At 68.3% G+C, this 20,625-nt stretch carries 14 protein-coding genes; 4 read left to right on the forward strand and 10 right to left on the reverse strand.

Annotation, left to right across the window (positions count from 1 at the left end; all coding sequences use genetic code 11):
• Positions 1-12 precede the first annotated feature (12 nt).
• Both KEG57_RS17585 and KEG57_RS17590 read left to right on the forward strand, forming a co-directional pair.
• Entirely contained in the window at positions 13-2,826 is a 2,814-nt protein-coding gene (locus tag KEG57_RS17585; RefSeq protein ID WP_272420816.1) for a hypothetical protein, read from the forward strand.
• Complete coding sequence (locus KEG57_RS17590) at positions 2,823-3,263, forward strand: hypothetical protein (protein ID WP_272420818.1); 441 nt, start codon at positions 2,823-2,825, stop codon at positions 3,261-3,263. The genes KEG57_RS17585 and KEG57_RS17590 overlap by 4 nt, the downstream gene beginning before the upstream one ends.
• Positions 3,264-3,286: 23 nt before the next feature.
• Here the strand turns inward: KEG57_RS17590 and KEG57_RS17595 are convergent, their stop codons facing one another.
• Positions 3,287-4,240 carry an RpnC/YadD family protein gene (locus KEG57_RS17595; RefSeq protein WP_272420820.1) on the reverse strand — a complete coding sequence of 318 codons (954 nt, stop codon included), beginning with the start codon at positions 4,238-4,240 and terminating at the stop codon, positions 3,287-3,289.
• Positions 4,241-4,466: 226 nt separating this feature from the next.
• On the opposite strand from KEG57_RS17595, the gene KEG57_RS17600 reads away from it, so the two are divergent.
• Complete coding sequence (locus KEG57_RS17600) at positions 4,467-6,086, forward strand: peptide chain release factor 3 (protein ID WP_272458646.1); 1,620 nt, start codon at positions 4,467-4,469, stop codon at positions 6,084-6,086.
• A 54-nt stretch (positions 6,087-6,140) separates the two neighbouring features.
• Complete coding sequence (locus tag KEG57_RS17605; RefSeq protein WP_272420824.1) at positions 6,141-7,469, forward strand: polysaccharide deacetylase family protein; 1,329 nt, start codon at positions 6,141-6,143, stop codon at positions 7,467-7,469.
• A gap of 1 nt (position 7,470) precedes the next feature.
• Here the strand turns inward: KEG57_RS17605 and KEG57_RS17610 are convergent, their stop codons facing one another.
• The 9 genes from KEG57_RS17610 to KEG57_RS17650 all read right to left on the reverse strand — a co-directional run bounded on the left by KEG57_RS17610 (position 7,471) and on the right by KEG57_RS17650 (position 20,431).
• The gene (locus KEG57_RS17610; RefSeq protein WP_272420826.1) at positions 7,471-8,847 is read right to left on the reverse strand and encodes a S28 family serine protease; all 1,377 of its coding nucleotides are present in this window, start codon (positions 8,845-8,847) and stop codon (positions 7,471-7,473) included.
• 7 nt (positions 8,848-8,854) lie between these two features.
• Entirely contained in the window at positions 8,855-10,546 is a 1,692-nt protein-coding gene (locus KEG57_RS17615; RefSeq protein ID WP_272420827.1) for a prolipoprotein diacylglyceryl transferase, read from the reverse strand.
• Entirely contained in the window at positions 10,543-11,820 is a 1,278-nt protein-coding gene (locus KEG57_RS17620; protein ID WP_272420829.1) for an SPFH domain-containing protein, read from the reverse strand. The genes KEG57_RS17615 and KEG57_RS17620 overlap by 4 nt, the downstream gene beginning before the upstream one ends.
• 394 nt (positions 11,821-12,214) lie before the next feature.
• Positions 12,215-12,895, reverse strand: a complete 681-nt coding sequence (locus tag KEG57_RS17625) for a hypothetical protein (RefSeq protein ID WP_272458647.1) — start codon at positions 12,893-12,895, stop codon at positions 12,215-12,217.
• A gap of 97 nt (positions 12,896-12,992) precedes the next feature.
• Positions 12,993-14,054, reverse strand: a complete 1,062-nt coding sequence (locus tag KEG57_RS17630; protein WP_272420833.1) for a hypothetical protein — start codon at positions 14,052-14,054, stop codon at positions 12,993-12,995.
• An 18-nt stretch (positions 14,055-14,072) separates the two neighbouring features.
• Positions 14,073-15,899 (reverse strand): hypothetical protein, encoded by a 1,827-nt coding sequence (locus tag KEG57_RS17635; protein ID WP_272420835.1) that lies wholly within the window; start codon positions 15,897-15,899, stop codon positions 14,073-14,075.
• 29 nt (positions 15,900-15,928) lie between these two features.
• Positions 15,929-17,374: a hypothetical protein gene (locus KEG57_RS17640; RefSeq protein WP_272420837.1), complete on the reverse strand. Its 1,446-nt coding sequence runs from the start codon at positions 17,372-17,374 to the stop codon at positions 15,929-15,931.
• Entirely contained in the window at positions 17,371-19,659 is a 2,289-nt protein-coding gene (locus KEG57_RS17645) for a bifunctional metallophosphatase/5'-nucleotidase (protein WP_272420839.1), read from the reverse strand. The genes KEG57_RS17640 and KEG57_RS17645 overlap by 4 nt, the downstream gene beginning before the upstream one ends.
• Positions 19,660-19,912: 253 nt before the next feature.
• A complete protein-coding gene (locus KEG57_RS17650; protein ID WP_272420841.1) occupies positions 19,913-20,431 on the reverse strand; it encodes a hypothetical protein in 519 nt (172 codons plus the stop codon).
• Positions 20,432-20,625 lie beyond the last annotated feature (194 nt).

Raw genomic sequence — 20,625 nt, forward strand, 5'->3', positions numbered from 1 at the left:
TATCCTGCCGGCATGGCACGGCAGCGCTTCCTCTCCTTGTCCTCGGGCCTCGGCGCCCTGATCCTCGCCTTCGTCGGCGCGGGCGCGCGCCTGCCCGACGCCGGCCCGAGCGCGGCCCGCGTCGTCTCGCCCGGGATCCCGCTCGACGCGCCGGCTTATGGTCCTTCCAAGGGAAAACAGGCGACCCCCGCGGTCGCCTACGACGGAACGAACTGGCTCGTCGTGTGGGAACACCACGCGGCGGACGGTTTTTCCTCGGGCCTGCGCGGCGTCCTCGTGGGCCCGTCCGGCGCGCCGCTCGACCCGCAGGGCTTCGAGATCGAGCCGTCCGTCGGGTACAACTTCGCGCCCGCCGCCGCGTGGGACGGCGCGAACTGGGTCGTCGCCTGGGAAAGCGGCGTTCCGGGCGACGGTACGAACTGGGACATTCGCGCGCGGCGCTTCGGGCCGACCGGTACTCCGCTCGGCGACTCGTTCGTCCTCGGCGGCGCCACCAATGCGCAACGCGCCCCGGCCATCGCCGCGGCAAATAGCCGCGTCCTCGTCGTCTGGGAGGATTTCCGTAATGGCACCTCGAACGACATCTTCGGCGCGCGTCTCCTCTCGAACGGCGTCCTGCTCGACCCGCTCGGCCTTTCCATCGGCGCCGCCACGAACGAGCAGAGCCGCCCCGCGGTCGCCTGGGATGGCACGAGCTTCGTCGTCGCCTGGCAGGACTATCGCAGCGGCACGAACCAGGATGTGTACGCGGCGCGCGTGACGCCCGCGGGCGTCGTCCTCGATCCTGCGGGCATTGTCGTCTCCACGGTCGCGGGCAGCCAGATGTATCCGTCTGTCGCCAGCAATGGCATGAGCTCGCTCGTCGTCTGGCGTGATTACCGCAGCGGCAGCTCGTACGACATTTACGGCGCGCGTATCGATCCGAACGGCACGGTGCTCGACGCCGCGGGCGTGCTCGTCTCGGCCGCGTCGGGCTCCCAGCGATATCCCCAGATCGCCTGGGATGGCGTGAACTTCGTCGCCGTCTGGGAAGACCTGCGCAATGGCGGCGGCGTGTACGATCTGTATGCCACCCGCGTCGATTCCCAGGGCACGGTCCTCGATCCGGCCGGGTTCGCCGTGATCAAAGGCGGCACGGACGACCTCTCCGTCGCGCTTGCCCCCGGCGCGACCCACACCCTCGCCGTCTGGGATGTCGACCGGGACAACCGCGATATCGTCGGCGCGCGTATCAGCCAGGGCGGCACGGCCGTTGACACGCCTCCGGCGCTGCTCTCCACGGCGCCGAACGAGGAGCGCATCGGCGACGCGGCGTTCGACGGGACGAACTGGTTCGTCGTCTGGGCGGACTCGCGAAATGGAGAGAGCGTCATTGCCGGCGTCCGCGTGAGCCCTGCGGGGGCGGTCCTCGATGCCTCGGCGATCCTCATCGCCACCGGCCAGGGCCCCGTCGCGGACCCGCGCGTCGCGTTCGACGGGAAAAACCATCTCGTCGTCTGGACCGACCGACGCACGATGCAAAACCAATCCGACGTCTACGCGGCGCGCGTGACCCCTGCCGGCGCCGTCCTCGATCCCGGTGGATTTCCCGTCGCCACGGGCACTTCGTCGCAGCAGTCGCCGTCCGTCGCCTCCACGGGGAGCGCCTGGCTCGTCGCATGGCTCGACGATCGCACGGGTGCCACGGCGTGGGACATCTATGGCGCGCGTGTCTCGCCTTTTGGCGCGGTGCAGGACCCCCAGGGCTTTCCGATCACGACCGCGCCGGGCTCCCAGTACATCTCGGACATGGCCTCGAATGGCTCGCTCTACCTCGCCGTGGCCACCGATCACCGCAATGACACGACAGGCGACGTGTATGCCTTCCGGATCGACCCGAGCGGCGTAGTCCTCGACGCCGCGGGCATTCCCGTATCGGTCGCGCCGAATGCGCAGACGAGCCCCTCGGTCGGCCTCGATGGCAAGGATTTCCTCGTCGTGTGGTCGGACGACCGAGCGGCCACGGCCCCCGATATTCACGCCGCGCGGGTCACGGCCGCGGGGGTCGTCCTCGATCCGGACAGCCTCGTGCTCGCGGCGACCCCCAGCGCCGAGCGTGCGCCTTCCGTGGCCTTCGACGGCGCGCGCCACGTCGTCACGTATTCGATTGCCTCGGACAGCGCGAACGACATTGCGGGGCTTCGGCTGCACACGGATGGCACGCCCGTGGATGCGATGCCTTTCGTGATCAGCGCCGAGCCGGCGGAGGAGAATCCGTCGATCGCTTGCGCGGGGCCGCCTGGAAGTGTGCTCGTCGCATACGGGGCGCAGGACGACGTGACGGATCGAATTCGCGTCCGGGCGAGGGTCGTGACCGACGATGGAGGCGGCGGAGCCGGCGGCGCAGGAGGCGGAAGCGGAGGCGGAGGCGGAGGCGGAAGCGGGGGCGGAAGCGGGGGCGCAGGCGCAGGCGGAAGCGGTGGCGCAGGCGGAAACGGAGGCGCAGGCGCAGGCGGAAGCGCAGGCGCAGGCGCAGGCGGAAGCGGTGGCGCAGGCGCTGGCGGAGCCGGTGGCGGAAGTGGCGGCGCAGGCGGGACTGGCGGCATCGCTGGAAACGGCGGCGCTGGCGGCAGCGCCGGCGCGGGCGGGGAGGGGGGCCTTGGTGGAATGGGCGGTGGGGCTTCGTCGGGGGGCGGTGATCGGCCTTCGGGTCCGATCCTCGTGGATGACGGTTGTGGGTGCCGGATGACCGACGACGCTTCGGGGACATCGCCGGCTCTCCTCTCGCTTGCCGCGCTTTTTCTCCTGCGGAGACGTCGGATCGAGCGTAAGCTCCGGTCCGCGTGACGACGGCGGGGGATCCATCGGTGGGCACGGAGCTACGTTTCGGCGCGCACAGGCTCGCGTTCGAGGAGCCGGACACGGTCCATATCGAGCTTTGCGGCGAGCTCGGCGACGAGCTCCAGTCGTTGGTCGAGGCCCTCGAGGCCTGGTCCGTCGGCCGCCCCTACATACTCACGCTCGCCTCCGTCTCGCGCGTCACGACCTGGACCGCGGGGGCGCGGAAGGTCGCATTGTCGTCGCACCAGATTCGCCTCCCGCCGCGCGCCCTCGCCCTTTATGGGGGAGGTTTTGCTTTACGCATGTCCGTCGAAATGCTCATGCGCGCGACCGCCGTGCTCGGCGCCCGCGATCGATACTTCTTCCACGGCCACGACGAGGCCGAGGCGCGCGCGTGGCTCACGGACATGCGCCCGAAGCTCGCGGGCGCGGCGAGGGCGTAACCCCGCGCGCGCTTCGTCGCGGGTTACCCCTCGTTCCGCGGCGCGAGCCAGCGTGCGAGCTCGTCCGGCGATCGATCGAGCACGACGTCCCCGACGCGAATCGCGCCGAGTTTGGCGAGCCGGTCGGCCAGGGTTTGTCGTTCCGGCGTGGTCAACGGGCGCCCGAGGCGCCGTTCGAACTGGTGGGCGAGTGTTTCGAGACGTCCCTGGAGACGCCCTTCCTTGCGTCCCTCTTTGCGCCCTTCCTTACGCCCTTCTCTGAAGATCCAGTTTTGCATGACCAACCTCCCGGACCCCACAGAAGCTACCACATCCCCAAGCCCTTTCACACGATCGTTTGTCTCCGCGAGGACGCTCATGGCTGCGCAGAGTTCCTCGAGCTCCGAGGCGGAGCACTGCGCGCGCAAAATCTCCATGACCTGCGCGAGTTTGTCCGCGTCCACATCCCGCGTCAGGGGCGCGAAGATCAACCAGAACGGACTTCCTTGTTCGGTTGCTCGTCGTACGAGCTCGGCCACGGTCCGCTGGTAGACCGGCTCCACGCGGAACGAGACCCCGGAAAACGGCCGATCGTCCGGCGAGGTTCGGTACACGCCTTGCTCGGGCCAGGGTTCGTCGCGGCCGGCCAGGAGCACGAGTACGCTCTCGATGCGCGGCGGCCTCTCGTCCGGGTTCGTCCCGCGCCGCGCGCGCGCCTCGTCCCCCAGCGCGAGCGCCGTCAGGGTGTTGTATTCGAACATCCGCCACGACACGTCCCGTGTCATGGTCCGCGCCCATTCCACGTGCAGCAGCCGTTTTCCCTCGGCTGCCTTCACGAGCAGCGCGCGATCGAGCCGCCGCTGTCGTGACGTCACCTGCGTATCGACCCATTCCAAAGGCTCGATGGGCCCCTCGCAATCGAGCAGCGCCCGCGCGACCGCGTGGGGCAGCTTCCGCGACACGTGCCGGAGGATCAGATCGATGTCGTCCCCCGCCAAGACTCGCCCCGCTCCTCGCTCGGTCGCTTGCACGCGCGGGGCCGAGAGCGATCCTCGTGCCAGGACAAAGCCCCTGCAATCCCTGCGAACTTCGGCCCTCCGGGGGTGGTGCCGCCGTTTTTCGCCAGGCGCCCGCCAGGCGCGCCCAAGCGACCCCTCGGCCTCGGCCGTGGCTCTTCGCGAGCGTAGCCCGGGGCGGAACCGGTGCTAAGGTGCGCGCGCCGCCGTGTCCGACCCTCAACTCCTCCAGCGCGAGATCGCTCGCCGCAAGACCTTCGCCATCATCTCCCACCCCGACGCGGGCAAGACCACGCTCACCGAGAAGCTCCTGCTCTACGGCGGGGCCATCCAGCTCGCGGGCGCCGTCAAGGCCAAGCGCGCGCGCGCGCACGCCGTCAGCGACTACCTGGAGATGGAGCGCGAGCGCGGCATCTCCATCCAGTCGAGCGTCCTGCAGTTCCCTTACAAGGGCCGCCTGCTCTCGCTCGTCGACACCCCGGGCCACGCCGACTTCAGCGAGGACACCTACCGCGCGCTCATGGCCACCGACGCGGCCATCATGCTCCTCGACTCGGCCAAGGGCGTCGAGGCGCAGACGAAGAAGCTTTTCCGCGTCTGCAAGCTCCGCTCGATGCCCATCTTCAGCTTCGTCAACAAGATGGACCGGCCCGGCCGCGATCCGTTCGAGCTCATCGGCGAAGTCGAGGAGGTCCTCGGCATCGGCGTCTACCCGATCACCTGGCCCATCACCGTCCGTGGCCAGTTCAAGGGCGTCTACCACCGCCTCCTCCGGCAGGTGTTCCTCTTTCAGCAGGTCGCCCACGGCGCCGAGATGGCGCCCATGCAGGCCCACGACCTCTATGCGCCCGAGCTCGAGCAGGCCGTGGAAGAGGAGGGCGTCAAGCAGCTCCGCGAGGACGTCGAGCTCCTCGACGCGGCCGGCGATGCCCTCGACACGGGCAAACTCGCGCGCGGCGAGGTCACGCCGATGTTCTTCGGCAGCGCATTGACGAATTTCGGCCTCCCGCAGCTCCTCGATTCCTTCGTGGAGATGATGCCCCAGCCGGCCCCTCGCGCGAGCGACAAGGGCGCGATCACCCCCGACGACGAGCGATTCACCGCGTTCGTCTTCAAGATCCAGGCGAACATGGATCGCGCCCATCGCGACCGCATTGCGTTCGTCCGCGTCTGCTCGGGCCAGTACGAGCGCGGCATGAAGGTCCGCCACGTCCGGCTCGATCGCGACATTCGCCTCACGAACCCCGTGCAATTCCTCGCGCAGGAGCGCACCGTCGTCGACGACGGTTTCGCGGGCGACATCATCGGCGTCTTCGATCCGGGCATCTTCCTCATCGGCGACACCCTCACGGACGGCGCGAACGTCAAATATGCGCCGCTCCCGCAGTTCCCGCCCGAGCATTTCGGCCGCGTGGTGATGGTCGATCCGATGAAACGCAAGCAGCTCAAGAAGGGCCTCGAGCAGCTCGCGCAGGAGGGCAGCGTGCAGCTCTTCCGGCCACCGGAGGGCCGCGAGGGCGAGTCCATTCTCGGCGCCGTCGGCGAGCTCCAGTTCGACGTCGTCAAGCACCGCCTCCTCAACGAATACGGCGCGGACGTCCGTATCGAGCGCCTCTCGTGGAACATCGCGCGCTGGGTCGAGGGCGAGCCCGTGCCCCTCGCGGAGCTCGAATCGCAGCTCTACGGCTATGGCGCGCTCGACGTGCATGGCCAGCCCGTCGTCCTTTTCAAGGGCGACTGGCAGCTCGAGACCTGCGCGAAGGCCTTCCCCAAGACCCGCTTCGTCGAGCTCGGCGCGGGCGCGCTCAAATTGCCCACGGCGGACTGAGCGCGCGTCTCAGGACGCCCTTCGGGGCGCGACCGGCGCATGATACAAGGGATCATGCGCCTTCGATCTCCCTCTTTCCTTCTCCTCACGGCCCTCTCCCTCCTCGTGGCGCCGGCTTGCGGCCCGGACGCGGAAACGCCCCCGACCATTGCCCCGGTCCGGCCGGAGCCGCCGGCCGAGAACGACCCTGCGTTCACCGTGACCGGCGTCCCGCGCTACGTCCTCGCCGGTGACGGCCTCACGGTGCCCACGAAGGCCTTTCAGATCAACGTCACGGCCCCCAAGGACATCGTCGACATCGACGCCTGGATCGACGGCGCCGCGGAGCCGGTTCCGCTCGTCTTCAACGGCAACCAGTCGGAGGGCGAGATCGGGACGCTCGACCTCCCGATTGGCAACCATTCCTTCATGCTCTCCGTGCGTGGCTCGAAGGACGCCTTTTTTCGCGCGGAATTCGTCAAGGGCCACGCCCTCTACATGGTCATCTCGACCGACTGGGATTTTTCGGACGTCGACGACCGCGTCCTCGACCACCACACCGAGCTTCACACGGCGCACCCCGAGCTCAAGATCACGCACCTCATCGGCCCGTACACCTTCACGGATCCGGCCATTCCCCAGCAGCGCCGCGACGACCTCGTGAGCTGGGCCCAGGGCATGCGCAGCACGTACGGCGACGAGATCGGCCTCCACATCCATCCATATTGCAACTTCGTCGAGGCGGCGGGTGTGGCTTGTAAAACTTCGCCATCCGTCGCCGATCCGGCCGGGGACCCCACCGGTTACACCGTGCGCCTCGGGGCCTACAGCCGCGAGGAATGGAAAACGCTCTTCGGCAAGGCCAACGAGATCTGGGAGCAGGTCGGCTTCGGCAAGCCCACCTCCTTCCGCGCCGGCGCGTGGACGCTGGAGACGCACGTCGCGCAGGCCCTCGTCGATACGGGCTTTTTGGTCGACTCCTCCGCGAACAACTGGAAGCTCATGGAGGAGTGGATCGGCTACGACATCTACGAGTTCAACAAAACGCAATGGGCGCCGATCGGCGACACGAGCCAGCCGTATCGTCCGACCGAGGACAGCATCGTCGCCGGCGGCAAGGGCCCCGAGCTCGGCCTGCTCGAGGTCCCGGACAATGGCTGCATGGTCGATTACTGGGCCGTGGAGGAAATGGAAAACATCTTCGACGCGAACTGGAGCGGAGGCGCGCTCACCGCGCCCACGCAGGTCTCGACGGGCTTCCACCCCGCGACCACGCAGTATTACTCCCCGAACGAGTTCGAGCGCCTCGACGCGTTCTTCACGTACGTCGACCAGTTCCTCGCCTCGAAGCACGAGGGCCCGGTCATCTACATCAACATGACCGACGCCACGAACGTCTGGTGAATCAATCGGGATCGCGCCGCGTCCTCCGCACCCGGAACGCCGTCTCCGGCGGCAGGACCGGCGTGACGCCCGTCCACGCTTCCAGCGCATCGAGCGCTTTCGCGCGGTCCGGCTCCATCAGATCGACGATCGACGCGGAATGGTTTTTCCCAGGCGCGAGGAACCAGTAGCTATCCTTCGCACTCCCGAGCTCGAAGGCCGCCGCCGTGTAAGGATCGGTCTCCCCGTACACGAAAAGGAGCCGTTCCCCCTCCGCCGAGATCCAGGTGGAAATGTCCTGCATCGCCGACGCATCGAACACCGGCGTCTTGCCCGGCGTGAGATACGTCTCCGGCACGTCGATCCCGGGGAACTGTAGCAGATCCGCGACGTTCGATTCCGTGACCGCCGGATACCCGAGCTCCGTGGCGGCTTGCCAGTAATAAGGCTCGTACGTGAGGAACTCCTCGTCCGACCAGAGGCTCGGCGAGGCGATCTCGTCGAGGAACGTCCACACATCGTCGTCCGTCGGCACGATGCTCATGTCGGGACAAACGCTCTCGTCGTAATACTGCCAGAACGTGAAGATGAGCTGCAGTGTGGCCACCTCGAGCGCCTTCTCCCGCCCGAGCAGCTCGTAACCGAGCCCGTTCTCCGCGGCCTGCGCGTCGATCCGCGCGAGCATCGCCTCGCGCCGCACGAGCACCTCCCGCTGGAAATACCGCAGCGCGTCCTTGCAGGTCGAGCTCCCGAGCGACCCCACGAAATCGAGGTACCGCGCATCCGCCGTGCCGAAGCTGTGCGGCGCCACGTACGCGACCGTCCCGTCCACGTCGTCGGGGAAAAACCGCCGATGATACACGGACGTCATCCCGCCCTTGCTCCCGCCGGACGAGATCCATTTGCCCGTGTAGATCGGCTTCAACGCAAGGGCGATGCGGTGGTGATCCGCCGCGGCTTGTTCGATCGTGAGCAGCGACCAGTCGGCCGGCTCCGGCCGCGAGGGCGCGAAGAACCGTTGCTCCACGTAGAGCTGATTCGCGCCGAGCAACATGGCCGGCTCCCGGATCCTTTGTCGCGTCGGACTGACGTTGTACCCCGACGTGCCGAGCACGAACGGCGCGGCCGCGTCCCTGTGGTGCAGGAGCAAGCGCTGCCGGAAGACCGACCCGCCTGCCGCGCCGTGATCCGCCGGCTGCTCGTACTCCATCACGAAGTAACGATATCCTTCGGCCCCCGAGTTCTCCTCCGTCACCACCATTCCGGGGATGGCCGCGAGCCGGTCGAAAATATCGACCTCCGGCGGCGGACGCGTGGGTTCGTCCGAGCAGGCGGGCAGAAAGCCAAGGGCGAGCGGGGCGACGAGGCAAAGCGCGCCCCGCATCCTTCGAGACATCATCGTTCCCTCAGAGCGGCGCGACCTTCACCCAGAACCGCGGCTCGTACGTGAAGAGCGTGTTGACACTGCCCGACCCCATGATCCCGAAGCCGAGCGGGGTGAATCCGATGGCGAAATGCGAGGTGAGCGGGAAGCCGAAGCCGAGCTGGAATCGCGCGCCGAACCCGTTCGCGGGCTCGAAATAGGCCGAGTCGAACACCACGCGCGAATAAAACGGCAGGGCCGTGAACTCGATCTCCGAGTACCTGCCGAGCCCCGTCACGAACCGGATCGGCACGCCGATGCCCCATTGCGCCGCATCGCTCGTCCCCACGAAGCGCCCTTCGAGGCCGACCTCGAAGCGCTGCCGGGGCCCTGTCGAGATGCGGTACGTCGCTTCGAGATCCACGAGCGCGCCGTCCTTCACGGCGAACCTGCCCGGCGCGAAATACCCTCCGCCCGCGAGGCCGATCCCGAAACGGAGCTTGTTGTAATCCTTCTGCGGATCCGCGGGCTTCTCCTCCGGCGGAAGCTCCTCGGCCGGCACCGACTTCACGCCCGCCTTCGGCGGCGTGGCGCCCTGCGGAGGCGGCGGATACGGGTAGGGGTACGGATACGGGTACGGATAAGGCGCGGCGCCCTGCGGCGGCGGCGGATACGGGTAGGGGTACGGATACGGCGCAGCGCCCTGCGGCGGCGGCGGATACGGATAGGGATACGCCGAGCCCTGCGGCGGCGGAGACGGCTGCGCCTGCTGCGCGGGCGGCGGCGGGGCGCTGGTTTGTCCCGCCGGCTGCTTGGGCGTCTGCCCCGCCGGCGCCTGCGTGGTTTGTCCCGCCTTCGCCGGTTGCGCCGCGGCCTCCTCCGGCACGACGAGCGCCGCCGCTGCCAGCATCGCCGACGCCAGGGACAACCGCGGGCCCTTTCGGGCGAGCAGAACCGCCGCGCCCACCGCGAAGAGCAACACGATCGACACGACCTGCGCCGAGCTCAAGGGCCCGTACGTCCCGCGCGACGCGTCGCCGCGCAGCATTTCCACGAAAAACCGCCCCGTCGCATAAAGCGCGATCCACGTCCCGAACGCCCGCCCGTCGCGCCGCGGCCCGAGCAGCCATAGCGAGGCGATCGCGCCCGCCACGAGCCCCACCGCGGCCTCGTAGAGCTGCGTCGGGTGCACGGGCAGGCTCGGCGCGCCGTGCGGCACCCAGCCGAGCGACGCGTGATCGAGCGCCGCCGGGCTTTCCGCCGGGAAACGCACCCCGAACAGCCCCGCCGTCGGTTTGCCGTAATCACACCCGGCGAGGAAACAGCCCGTTCGTACGAACCCGTACGAGATCCCGCAAAGCGGAACCGCTCGATCCAAAAAAGGCAGCGCCTTCGCGCCCCCGCGGCGCAGCACCCAGGCCGCCGCGAGCGCCCCCATCAAGAGCCCGCCATACGCCGCGCGTCCCGCGTGGAGCAGCGGATTCAGGGATCCCGCGGCGATCGCCTCCGGCACGGCCCGCAGCCATTCGAAGACGTAACCCCCCGCGAGCGCCCCGGCATAGGCCGCGACGAGCGCCCGCCCTTCGAGTCCCGCGTCGGCCCCGTCGCGCCGCGACAGTTTTTGCGTTGCAACCGCGCCGAGCAGCGCTGCGAGCCCGACCATCACCATGTAATCGGGCGCGAGCCACCCGGGCAGCCCGTTGCGCTCGAGCCAAGCCACGATGAGGGTTCTCATGGCCGCCTCCGACGCGAAAGGAGATACAGATACGCGACGGGGAGCGCGAGCCAGAACGCTGTCCCGACCGGCGCGGGCAGGGGCGACCGCCCGGGCCGCCGCGCGACGGCGCACTGGCTGCCCTTGCAGTTGTTGTTGCAGTCCTTGCAGTTCTGGTTGCAATCCGAGCAATTGTCATTGCACTTCGAGCAATTGTCGTTGCACTTCGAACAATCGTCGTTGCAACCGCCGCACGAGTCGCCCGAGCAACCCCCGCAGCTCGACGAGCTACTGCCGCCCGACGGCTCGCCCGAGAGGCTCCCGTCCGAGAGGCATTGCTGGAGCAAGCTCATGCAGCTCTCGCTCGCCAGGAACGCGAGCGCGTCGTCCCGCGTCGTCACCGGCAGCGCCGCGCAGATCGATCCGCCCGACTCCACGCACGCCCGCACCCCATCGATGTTCATCAGCGCGAGCACGCAGAGCGCCGCCGCGTTCGCCTCCGCCTGGTTCACCCACGTGCACTCCGCATTCGCGTCGGAGAACGTCGGATCCGTCACGTCGTGATCACACGTCCCGCTCGCCGCGCAGCCGCACGTCGTCTGCACCTGCAGCGAGCACTCCTCCAGGCTGTCGGGCAGCTTGTACGGATTGAAATCGACCGACAAAGGCTTCGATCCCGGCCACTCCGGCATCGGCACGACCGCGGGGACGGGCACGACCTGCGCGCCCTCCTCCTCCAGTGCCGCGAGCGCGACGAGCCACGACGCATTCACGTAGACCTTGTCCTCGAAGGCCCAGGCGCCCATCGGCAGACCCGTGGTCCGCACGATCTCCTTCGCCTCCGAACGTTTCGCGAGGTCTTGCACCCAGCGCCCCGCGCGCCCTTCGAGCGCCGCCTCTTCGAGCGCCGCGGTCACGTTCCCCGGGCGCCCCCGCATCTTCGGCGGCCCCTCGCTCGCGACGCCGGTCTCCTTGGCTTCACGCGCTTCGAGGTGGAGCTCCGCGCCCTCTCGCTCGATCGCGCCGAGCACGAGCGCATCTTTTCCTTGCTCCTCGCGCTCCTCGTCGGCGGCGCTCGCGAGCGCGTCGATCGTCGTGATGTCCCGCGGCGGGATCACGAGCCGCTCCTCCACGGGACCGATCCCGGCCTCTTCCAGCCGCTGCGCCACTTCGCGTCGCGTCTCCTTGGGCAGCGACGCCATCACTTCGGGCGCTGCGCGGAGCGCGTCTCGCAGCGGAAGCGCATCATAAGGCGGCGCCTCCTCCCCGCACCCCGCGGCGAGCAACGCGGTCACGGCCAGCGCCCCGCACCTCCCCCAAAGCCTCCCCAACCTCCCCATCGTCGCCCCCTTCCGTTTCCCGGGCGATCCACGAATATCAGACCCTTTACCGCGCGCCAAGCCCCTCCCGAGATCGTGATTCTTGCTACGCGTCGCCCCGCGTCAAAATCATGTCGGTGGCCAGCCCACGCACGTTTTTGCAAAGCTACGCAATCCGTATCGGCCCCTTCCGGGCCGGACTGCGAAAATGGCGTGGCACCAGGCGTGGGCGGAGCGGCCTGCCCATTGCGGTCGCCTTTCGGAGGTCCCGCTACGTGAAAGACCGCCGCCCCGACGCCCGGCCAAACCAGTTCTTTCGAGGATCAATCCCCGAGGCCGTAAAGGTCGATTCCTGGGGCGTTGTGCTCGATTAACGCCGCCGCTCGGCCCGTGCGCGGGCCTCTTCCTCGCCCATCTCCGCCTCGGCGAGCGCCTCCTGCTCGGCCGAATGCGGAGGCACCCGCGCCCCCGTCCCCACACGAACCCGCGGCGCGCCGATACGCGCGCCCATCATGTCCTTCACGTAATACCGGAGCGTCCCATCGTCGTCGACCTCCAGCGTGACCCGTCCATCCGGCCGTTTCGCCATTTCCGTGAGCCGGGCGTCCGCCTCCGCCTCGGTGATGTTCACGGCGCGCGCGAGCTCGGCCGGCGTGACCGATCCGGCATTCCGCCGCGCCACCGCCAGGACCGCCTGCTCGTGCGCCCCGCGCTCGCGCTCCTTGCCCGTCTTCCAGAGCAAGCGGCCGCCCAGGATGAACAGGAGGCCGAACAGCACGCTCATGCCGCCCAGGAACCCGCCGACGATCCACGCGACCGTCACATTCAGGAGCCCGATCAGCCCCCCGAGCGTACCCGCCAGGAGGAGACCCGTGATCAGAATGACCCAGCCGGCCACGCTCGCCACGCCGCCGCCGATCTTGGACGGCTGGCCCGCGACGTTGACGGGCGTGTCCTCCAGAAGCGAGCGAGGCGCGCCGCAGGCCGTGCAATACGCGCGAGCTCCTCGCACGATGGTGGGCGCATCCTGACGGCAGTTCTGGCATCTCATCGTTCTGGCTCCGACTCCTGGCGGCCGAACATAAGACTCGTCTTTCCCGTTGTCGCGGGGAAAGCAGCCAGGCGACGGCCGAGCCGTTCAGGCCCGCTCAGGGCGCAGGCGGATGCACGAGGATCCGCTGGGTCTGCTTCCACGACACGAGGTCGGCCGTGCGCACGGTCGCCGAGACCTCCCAGCGCAGCTCGTTGTTCGGCGCGCCAAACGAGGGCGGCGCGCGCAGCGGAATACGAAACATCTCCTGCACCACGGTCACGTGTCCCGGCGGCAAGCGCAGCCGCGCCCGATCGACCGAGCGCCGCTCGCCGTGCAGCGAATGACGATAATGCCGCGGCTCGTCCGGCTCGCTCGACGGGCGCACCACGACCTCCTGCGCCGCGAGCGAAACGATGATCTCCTTCAGCACCTCGGGCCGGCCCGGCTTGAACGAGACCGACACCGTGATCACCTCGCCCGCCCGCACGATCTCCGGATGCACCGCGAGCTCGGGCGGGCCGAGCCGTTCGCGCAGCGTGCGCCGCCGGAGATGCGCGAAGAGCGCCGAGAGCCCACCGACGAGCAGGACCAACGCGAAGACCCGCGCGAACGCCCCCGCGCGCAGGACGAGCAGCGCCGCGCTCGCCGCCGCGAGCGCCACGCCGACGATGGGATGCTCGAGCGTCTTCGGTTCGTCACGCTTGCCGAGCGAAGCGTCCGGCAAGGGTCCGGGGTTGTACACGAGCGCATGGCGCGACGGCGCCGTTCGATAACTCGTCGCCGTGAGCGCGCGCGCCTCCTCGGTCCACGGCAGGAGCAGAATGCGCGCCTCGACGCGCTCGCGCGACGTCCAGCCGAGCTTCGCCTCGACGCGCAACGTCCAGCTCACCGTGAGAATGTGCCCGTGGTACGTGAGCGGGCCGGCCGGCGCGGGAATCTCGAACGGCACGAACATCGGCTCGTCGGCCGGGAGCGCGAGGCCCGCGGCGAGCACGAGGGGCGCGCCGCGCACGGCATAAGGTTCGCCGCGGCTCTCGACGTCCCAATCGAGCGAGGCCACGAGCTCGTCGCAGCGTTTGCTTTCGGGACAAACGATTTCCACGCGCCCGGTGATGAGCTCACCGGGCCTGTGGACGGCATCGCGACGGTCGAGGTGGAGGGTCAGCCGGGGCGACACGGCATGGCCCTCGTTGCCTCAGAAGCGCGCCGAGACGCTGGCGCCGAAGCCGAGGAAGTTCGGGCTGATGAAGGTGCGGAGCGCCAGCGTGCCCTCGCTCGGGTCACGCTCGACGTACGTGCCGTTGTTGTCGCGCACGTACTGGAGCCACAGGAGCGCCGACATGATGGACGAGAGGTCCCATCTCAGGCTCGCGCGCGCCTGGAAGATCGGCACCGAGCCCTGGTTGACGGGCAGAATGGCGATGTTGCCCTGCTCGCGCACGACGACGGTGCGCGAGATGGGGGCGTCGGACTGGTCCACCGTGGAGGTGGAGAACGTCGACGGGAACTGGAGGCCCGCGCCGAGCCCGAACGTGAGCCGCGGGGCCGGGATGTGATAATCGGAGGCGACGGCCAGGAAGAACTCGTTCGCGGTCGCCGCGTCGTTCGGCAGCGACTGGAACGGAATGTAGCTTGGCTGGTTGCGCAGGACGTACGGCAGGTCGCGATAGATCGCCGTGAAGCTGCCGCGCAAGAAGCCGGACTTCACGTTCGCCTGCACCGCCGCGGCCCGTGCCTGCTGGTACGTGGTCCCGCCGGCGACGTCGAAGTCCTTCACGCGTTGCCAGAGGTTCGTCCCTTCGAGCGCGAGCGACCACGTCGTCTTGCCGGGGTTATAGACCTCCGGCTTGAAGATGATCATCGGCTTGTTCGGATCGTTCCGGTACAGCGCGAAATCGATCGACTGCGGCACCGGCGTGGTCTTGTCGTGGAGCAGGATGCGCATCGAGGCGCCGGCCGTGTGAATGCTCTGCCCCGCGACGTCGGGCAGATCGAACTTGCCCTGCTGGAAGAAGCCGCCGCCGACGTCGATGTGGAGGTAATCGTTCACGTCGACGCTGCCGCCGCCGAGCACACCGTAGTTCGTCTGGCCGATGCGGATCTCCTCGACCTCGCTCGTGCCCGGCGTCAGCGTCTGCTCGACCTGCACGATCGTGGCGGTCTTCAGGCCGAAATACACGCTCCACTTGTCGCCCGTGTATTCGATCTTTCCGCCGGGGGCGCCGCCCTGCACGCGCGGGAAGATCGATTGATTGATGAACGGGTTCGTGCCGCCCCAGGAGATGTCGTAGAGGTAGCCGAGGCGGAAGCGGTCGGTGTCGAGCGGCCAGAGCGTCACCGAGATACCACGCTTGCCGTTCTTGTCGCCGTCCGTGTGATAGAAGGCGCGGATGAACGAGCCGGCGTCGTAGAGCGATTGATTGAGGTTGTTCGTCGCGCGCGCGAGCGAGGCGAGGTCGAAGCGCAGGACCATCGACGCCTCGGTATCGAGGCCCTTGATGAACCCAGGCATCTTCTTGTAGAGCGCGAGGTGCGTCAGGTTCTCGCGGCCGGCGAAACGCGAATTCAGGTTGTCGAAGAAGAGCCGGTACGTCCGCCGATCCCCGATCGACAGGTTCGGCGAGAGCGGCTGCGCCTGCCCCGTCTGGTGCAGCACGTCGTCGTCGCCCATGACCCACGTCAGGCGCGTATCCATGAAATCGCCGATACGCACGGACGGCGGATTGTTATCGACCGTCTTCACCGGCCCCGGCTCGGCCAGGAGCACGGGCACCGCGGCGGGCGGCGTAGGCTTCGGCGTCTCGACGGCGGCGGGAGGCGCGGGCGGGGGCGGCGGCGGCGCCTCGGTCGTCGGCGGAGGCGTGGTCCCGCCGGGGTTCGTCTCCGCGGGCTGGGGGGTTGTCCCGCCAGGCTGTGCCGCCGGATCCGTCGGCGGAACCGGCTGGGCAGACGCGCCGGCGGCCGCGAGGAGGAGGGCAGGGATCAGGGCCAGGGGAGCGCCGGCGGCCTTGCGGAGTCGCATGCGGGAATGCATGAGCTATCGAGGGTCCTTCAGTTCGAGCCTTGATCGTTGTCGTCGATGGTCCGGAGGCGTACGCAGGCTTTCGTGGACGGCACGGTCGCTTTCACGCACCCCTGCGTCTGGCACACGAGATCGTCCGAGCAGCGCGTCTCGACGGTCCAGTTGAGCGAGCCTCCCGAGAAATTGCGGAGCGTGCCCGTGACGGCGTCGAGCGTCTCGCCCTTGTGCCCCGTCGGATCGAAGCCCGCCGCGGTGCCGGTCTGGATCTGGATCTGCGTGTTCCCTTTGAAGACCTTGTAATTGCCGCGCGCCGAGTACGAGGTCCACTCGGTACACTCGGCATCCGCGGCGCAGGCGTCCGAACACGCGCCCTCGGCCTGGCTCTCGAAATCGACCTGGCCGTCGCCGTTGAGGTCACAATTCGAGTGATCCGCGTCCGGAATGTTGTCGACCACGGGCTTCGGGCCGAACTTCGTGGCCACACGGAACCCTTCGATCCGCACGAGGCCGGATTCGAGTTTTTCCATCGCGTCCGCGTTCCCGATCGTGGCGTCGTCGAGCACGGTCGGCTCGGGCACTTCACACGTCTCCTCGCCCTCGAGCGGGTAACTCACGACGTACGAGGGGAACGAGAGCTCCGTGAAGCCGAAGAACTCGACCACGGTGCCCGTCAGGAACGTCACGCGGTCGCAAACGCGCATGCCCGGCGGCGTGGAGAAATTGAACGCGAAGATGTGGTTGTACCCCGTCGCCGCTTCCGACAGGTCCGTCACGTAAAACCCGTCGCTCGCCACGCGCGTCACGACGAGCGGCTTCGGCCGGTGCGTGTTGATCTCGATGGCCTCGTACGGGAACGGCGTCGCCGCGCCGAGGCCCTGGATGTCGCTGATGCGCGGGAGCTCGTAATGCACGGGCGGCGAGATGCCGGCCGCGAACGTGCCCACGTCCTCATTGTCGTCGTCCGCGAACGCGCAACCGGGATCGGCGGGGAAATCGATGAGCACGTCGCCATCGTCGTCCTTGCCGTTCGAACACGCGGGCTTCTCCCCGAGCGGCACGGGCGTATACCCGAGATCGTCGATCCAGAGCCGCGCCGGGCCATACACGGCCGTCACCGTGGCGACGCCCTTCGCTTTGCCGCCCACCATCTTGATGTTCCGGCCCGCCGCGCCCTCGCCCGTGACGCCGAGGACGGTGCCCGGCTCGACGCTGACCCGCACGGTGCCATTGAAATCGACGGGCTCACCATAAGGCGAGCGCGCTTCGATCTCGAACGCCCACGTATCCTCGCGATCCCCGCGGTTCGCAGGCAGCGGCGTGTCGTCCGAGGGCGCGTCCGCGCCGTTCACCTGCGTGATCACCACGCGGAACGTCGACGCGCCGCTCGGCAGCGGGACCTGATCAGAGCAGGCGGCGAGCGCGAGGAGCGAAGCGAGGCCGAGAGATGCCCTCTGCGGAGCGGTGAAAAACTTCATTGCCCGACCATCCGGATGCGACCATCGGAGAAGTTTCCGATGTAACGATCCACGCAAGCGAGGTACTTGCAGGTCTCGCCCGCCGTTCGGCAGGGCGCGAGCTCCCGCTCGCATTCCCGCTCGATCGCGGCGGACGGCGCATTCTCGCAGACCGACCGCTGGAACGCCGCGATGTCGTTGCGGCAGGCGCGGAGCACACACGTCCCGCTCGAGCAGGGGCGCGCCGGGTCGGAGCTGCAGACGTCGCCCTCGATGACGGACTCGGGGCAGGCGCAGACGAAGTCCTTGTCGAGCTTCTCGCAATCGGCGTCGACCTCGCAGCCGATGGGCTCGTCGTGGTCACACACGCCGTCGTTCGTACACGTGGCGGCGAGCCCGAGGAGCGAGGAGCACTCGTCCGATTGGCCGTTGCCGTTCAGATCGGCGGGGCAGGGGGGCCGGATCGTGCAGGGGTCGCCGGCGCGGATGTAATCGATGAGCGCGTCGCGCTGCTGGATCTGCGTGTCGAATTGCGTCGTGTTGCGCTGCAGGACGCGGAAGCCGCTGCCGCCGGCCGCGAGGTAGTTCGACGTGGCGAGCTCGTAGCTCGCGAGCGAGTCGAACGGCTGCCAGCAGACGCCGCCCTCGACGTCGCAGCTCCCGAGGCCCTTGTCGGGGCATTGCGCGTCGCTCGTGCAGGGGACCTTGGGGTTGCGCGCGCCGATGTAGATGTTCGTCGCGACGCCGGGCGGGCTGTCGGGCGTCTTCTGCTGCGTGCAATCGACCACGATGCGGGCGCCCGCGATCTGCACCTGCGAGACGCAGCCGCGGCCCGCGGACCTGCGCGCCACGAAATCGAAGAGGTCCTGCACCTCGACGCCCGAGAGCTGCATCTTCGAGATCGAGTTGTCGAACGGGAAGATGTTGTACATCTGCTCGACGGTCACCGGCCCGGGCACGAGATCGGCGCGGATGCCCGTGGTGTTCGTCAGCGAGAAATCGGTCTGCACGCCGAGGCGCAGCCACATCGCGGTGGAGATCATGTTGCCGAGCGGAGAATCGCCGCCGCTCGTGGAGAACCGCCGCGACCCGTCCCGCGCATACCCCACGAGCAGGTCGAGGTTCGCCAGCGCGTCGAGGCTCTGCGAATACGGCTCGAGCGTGGCGAGCACGAGCGGATCCTCGGGCACGTCCTCGGTGACGGGGAAGAGCCTATAATCGTTGGAGATGACCTCGAACCCGTTCGCCGGGTCGTATTCGGACTCGCCGCCGTTCTCGCCGGGGAAATCGACCGGGTCGTTGGAGAGGATGAGGTCGAGCCGGCCCACGTACTTCGCGAACGCGCCGGAGTGGGAGAGGACGACGTCGCGCGGCCGGCAATACCTGCGGATCTTGCCGCCGCCCGCGTTCGGGTCGTTCAGCTCGATGTAGTAGCTGTTCACCTCGGCGTCGTAATTGGCCGAGCAATCCCGCACGCGCTTCGGCGGCTGGAGCACGATGTGGTTGTGCCCGCCGAGCACGACATCGATGCCCGTCGTATTCTGGATCATGCGCTCGTCGACCTCGAGGCCGAGGTGCGTGACGAAGACGACGACGTCGACGATGGGGCGGAGCAGGTCAGTGTAGAACTGGGCGACCTCGACGGTGTTGAGCGGGGTGATCCCGAGCCGGTTCGGCGCGTCGAAGATCGAGGTCATGCTCGACAGGTTGCCCATGCCGATGAGGCCGACGCGCAGTCCGTCGAGGTGGTAGACGGTGTAGGGCTGGAGGACGGCGCCGAGGGGCGAGGCACCAGGCTGCGCGGGGTCTTCGAGCAGGTAATTGGCGGCGAGGACGGGGAAGCTCGCCCAGTTCTGGAGCTGGATGCCGAGGTTCAGGGCGCCACGATCGAACTCGTGGTTCGCGACGAGCATCGCGTCGGCGCCCATGGCGCTGAGGGCGCGTATCTCGGCTTCGCCGGAGAAGAAGTTGAAGACGGGCGCGCCCTGGAAGCAGTCGCCGCCGTCGACGTGGAGGACACGCGAGGCGCGCGCCCGTTCCCTGCCGACGATATGCGAGATCCGCGCAGCGCCGCCGACGTTGGCGATGCTGAGCGCCTCGCCGAGCCCGAGCCCGGAGTCGACCTGCCCGAGCTGGAGGTTGTACGGATAGAGGCGCGAGTGGATGTCGGAGGTGTGGATCAGGGTCAGGTGGGTCTGACCCTTGAGGCGTGGGGTGGGCGCGGACTCTTCACAGCCCGAGCCCAGGGCCAAGGTCGCGACGAGGGGGGCGGCCAGGAGGGGAGCCAAGAAGCGTCGGAAGCGCATCGAGCGGGCGTAACCTAGGCAGGATGCCCCGCGTGGCTCAAGGGAAAAACGTGGTAGGTGAACACACCATAGAAGGGCACGAGCCAGGGTTCGCCCGGACGCCCGCGAAAAACGGCGGGGTTCGAGGTGCCAGGCGCGAGCCGCGCCGCTGTGCGTCGTGACGAAGAGGGGACGTCACGGAATCGTCACCCGGGAGCGCTTGACAAACGGGACGGTTTGGATCTTGCGAACGGGCGAGGAGGCGGGGGAGCGCTCAGGCGTGGCTCGGGGCCTTGGCTTCCGTGGCGGGCGCGGGATCGGTTTCGGTGCGCGCTTGCTTGTTCTTGCGGCGCTGATCGGCGGCCTTCTTCGCGTACCGGGAGCGGTACTCCAGGGTCTTGTTGAAGGCTGCCTGTACGGACGGGTCGCCGTGCAGGGCGGTGGCGTCGACGAATCCGCCGATGCGGCTGATGTCGGCCTCGCGCGCGTCCTCGTAGTAGACCTCGCTCTCCTGGAGGACTTCGGCGAGCTTGAGGACATCCTTCTTGAGCGCCCGGATTTCGTCGAGCGTGGCTGTCTTGTCGACGATCCTCTGCCACATGCTGGTGTGAATGCCGAGGGTCTCTCCGTACTGCGGGATGGCCTTCGAAAGTTCGTCGAAGACCTCCGGAAAACCAACCTTCTCGCGCTGCGCGCCCGCGAGCTTGCCATTGGCAAGGTCCACGAGCTTCGGGCGAATCGTCGAAACGTCGATGATGCTGGGGCCCATATAGGGAGCGATCGTGTCGTTCATGAAAACCTCCATGCCCGCACCTCGATGGAAGGAGCGAGACGTACTGGGGTGAGGGCGGACTTGAGACGCCCGAGGGCGCGCTGCGATTCGACGGAAATTTGCTGTGTCGGTGTCGCGTCAGGGGCGTGGACGCGGTGGGGGGAATGCGCGGACGCGGTTGGCGAGGTCCAGGAGGCCAGGGGGAATCGCGCGGA

The organism is Polyangium jinanense, from assembly GCF_028435365.1.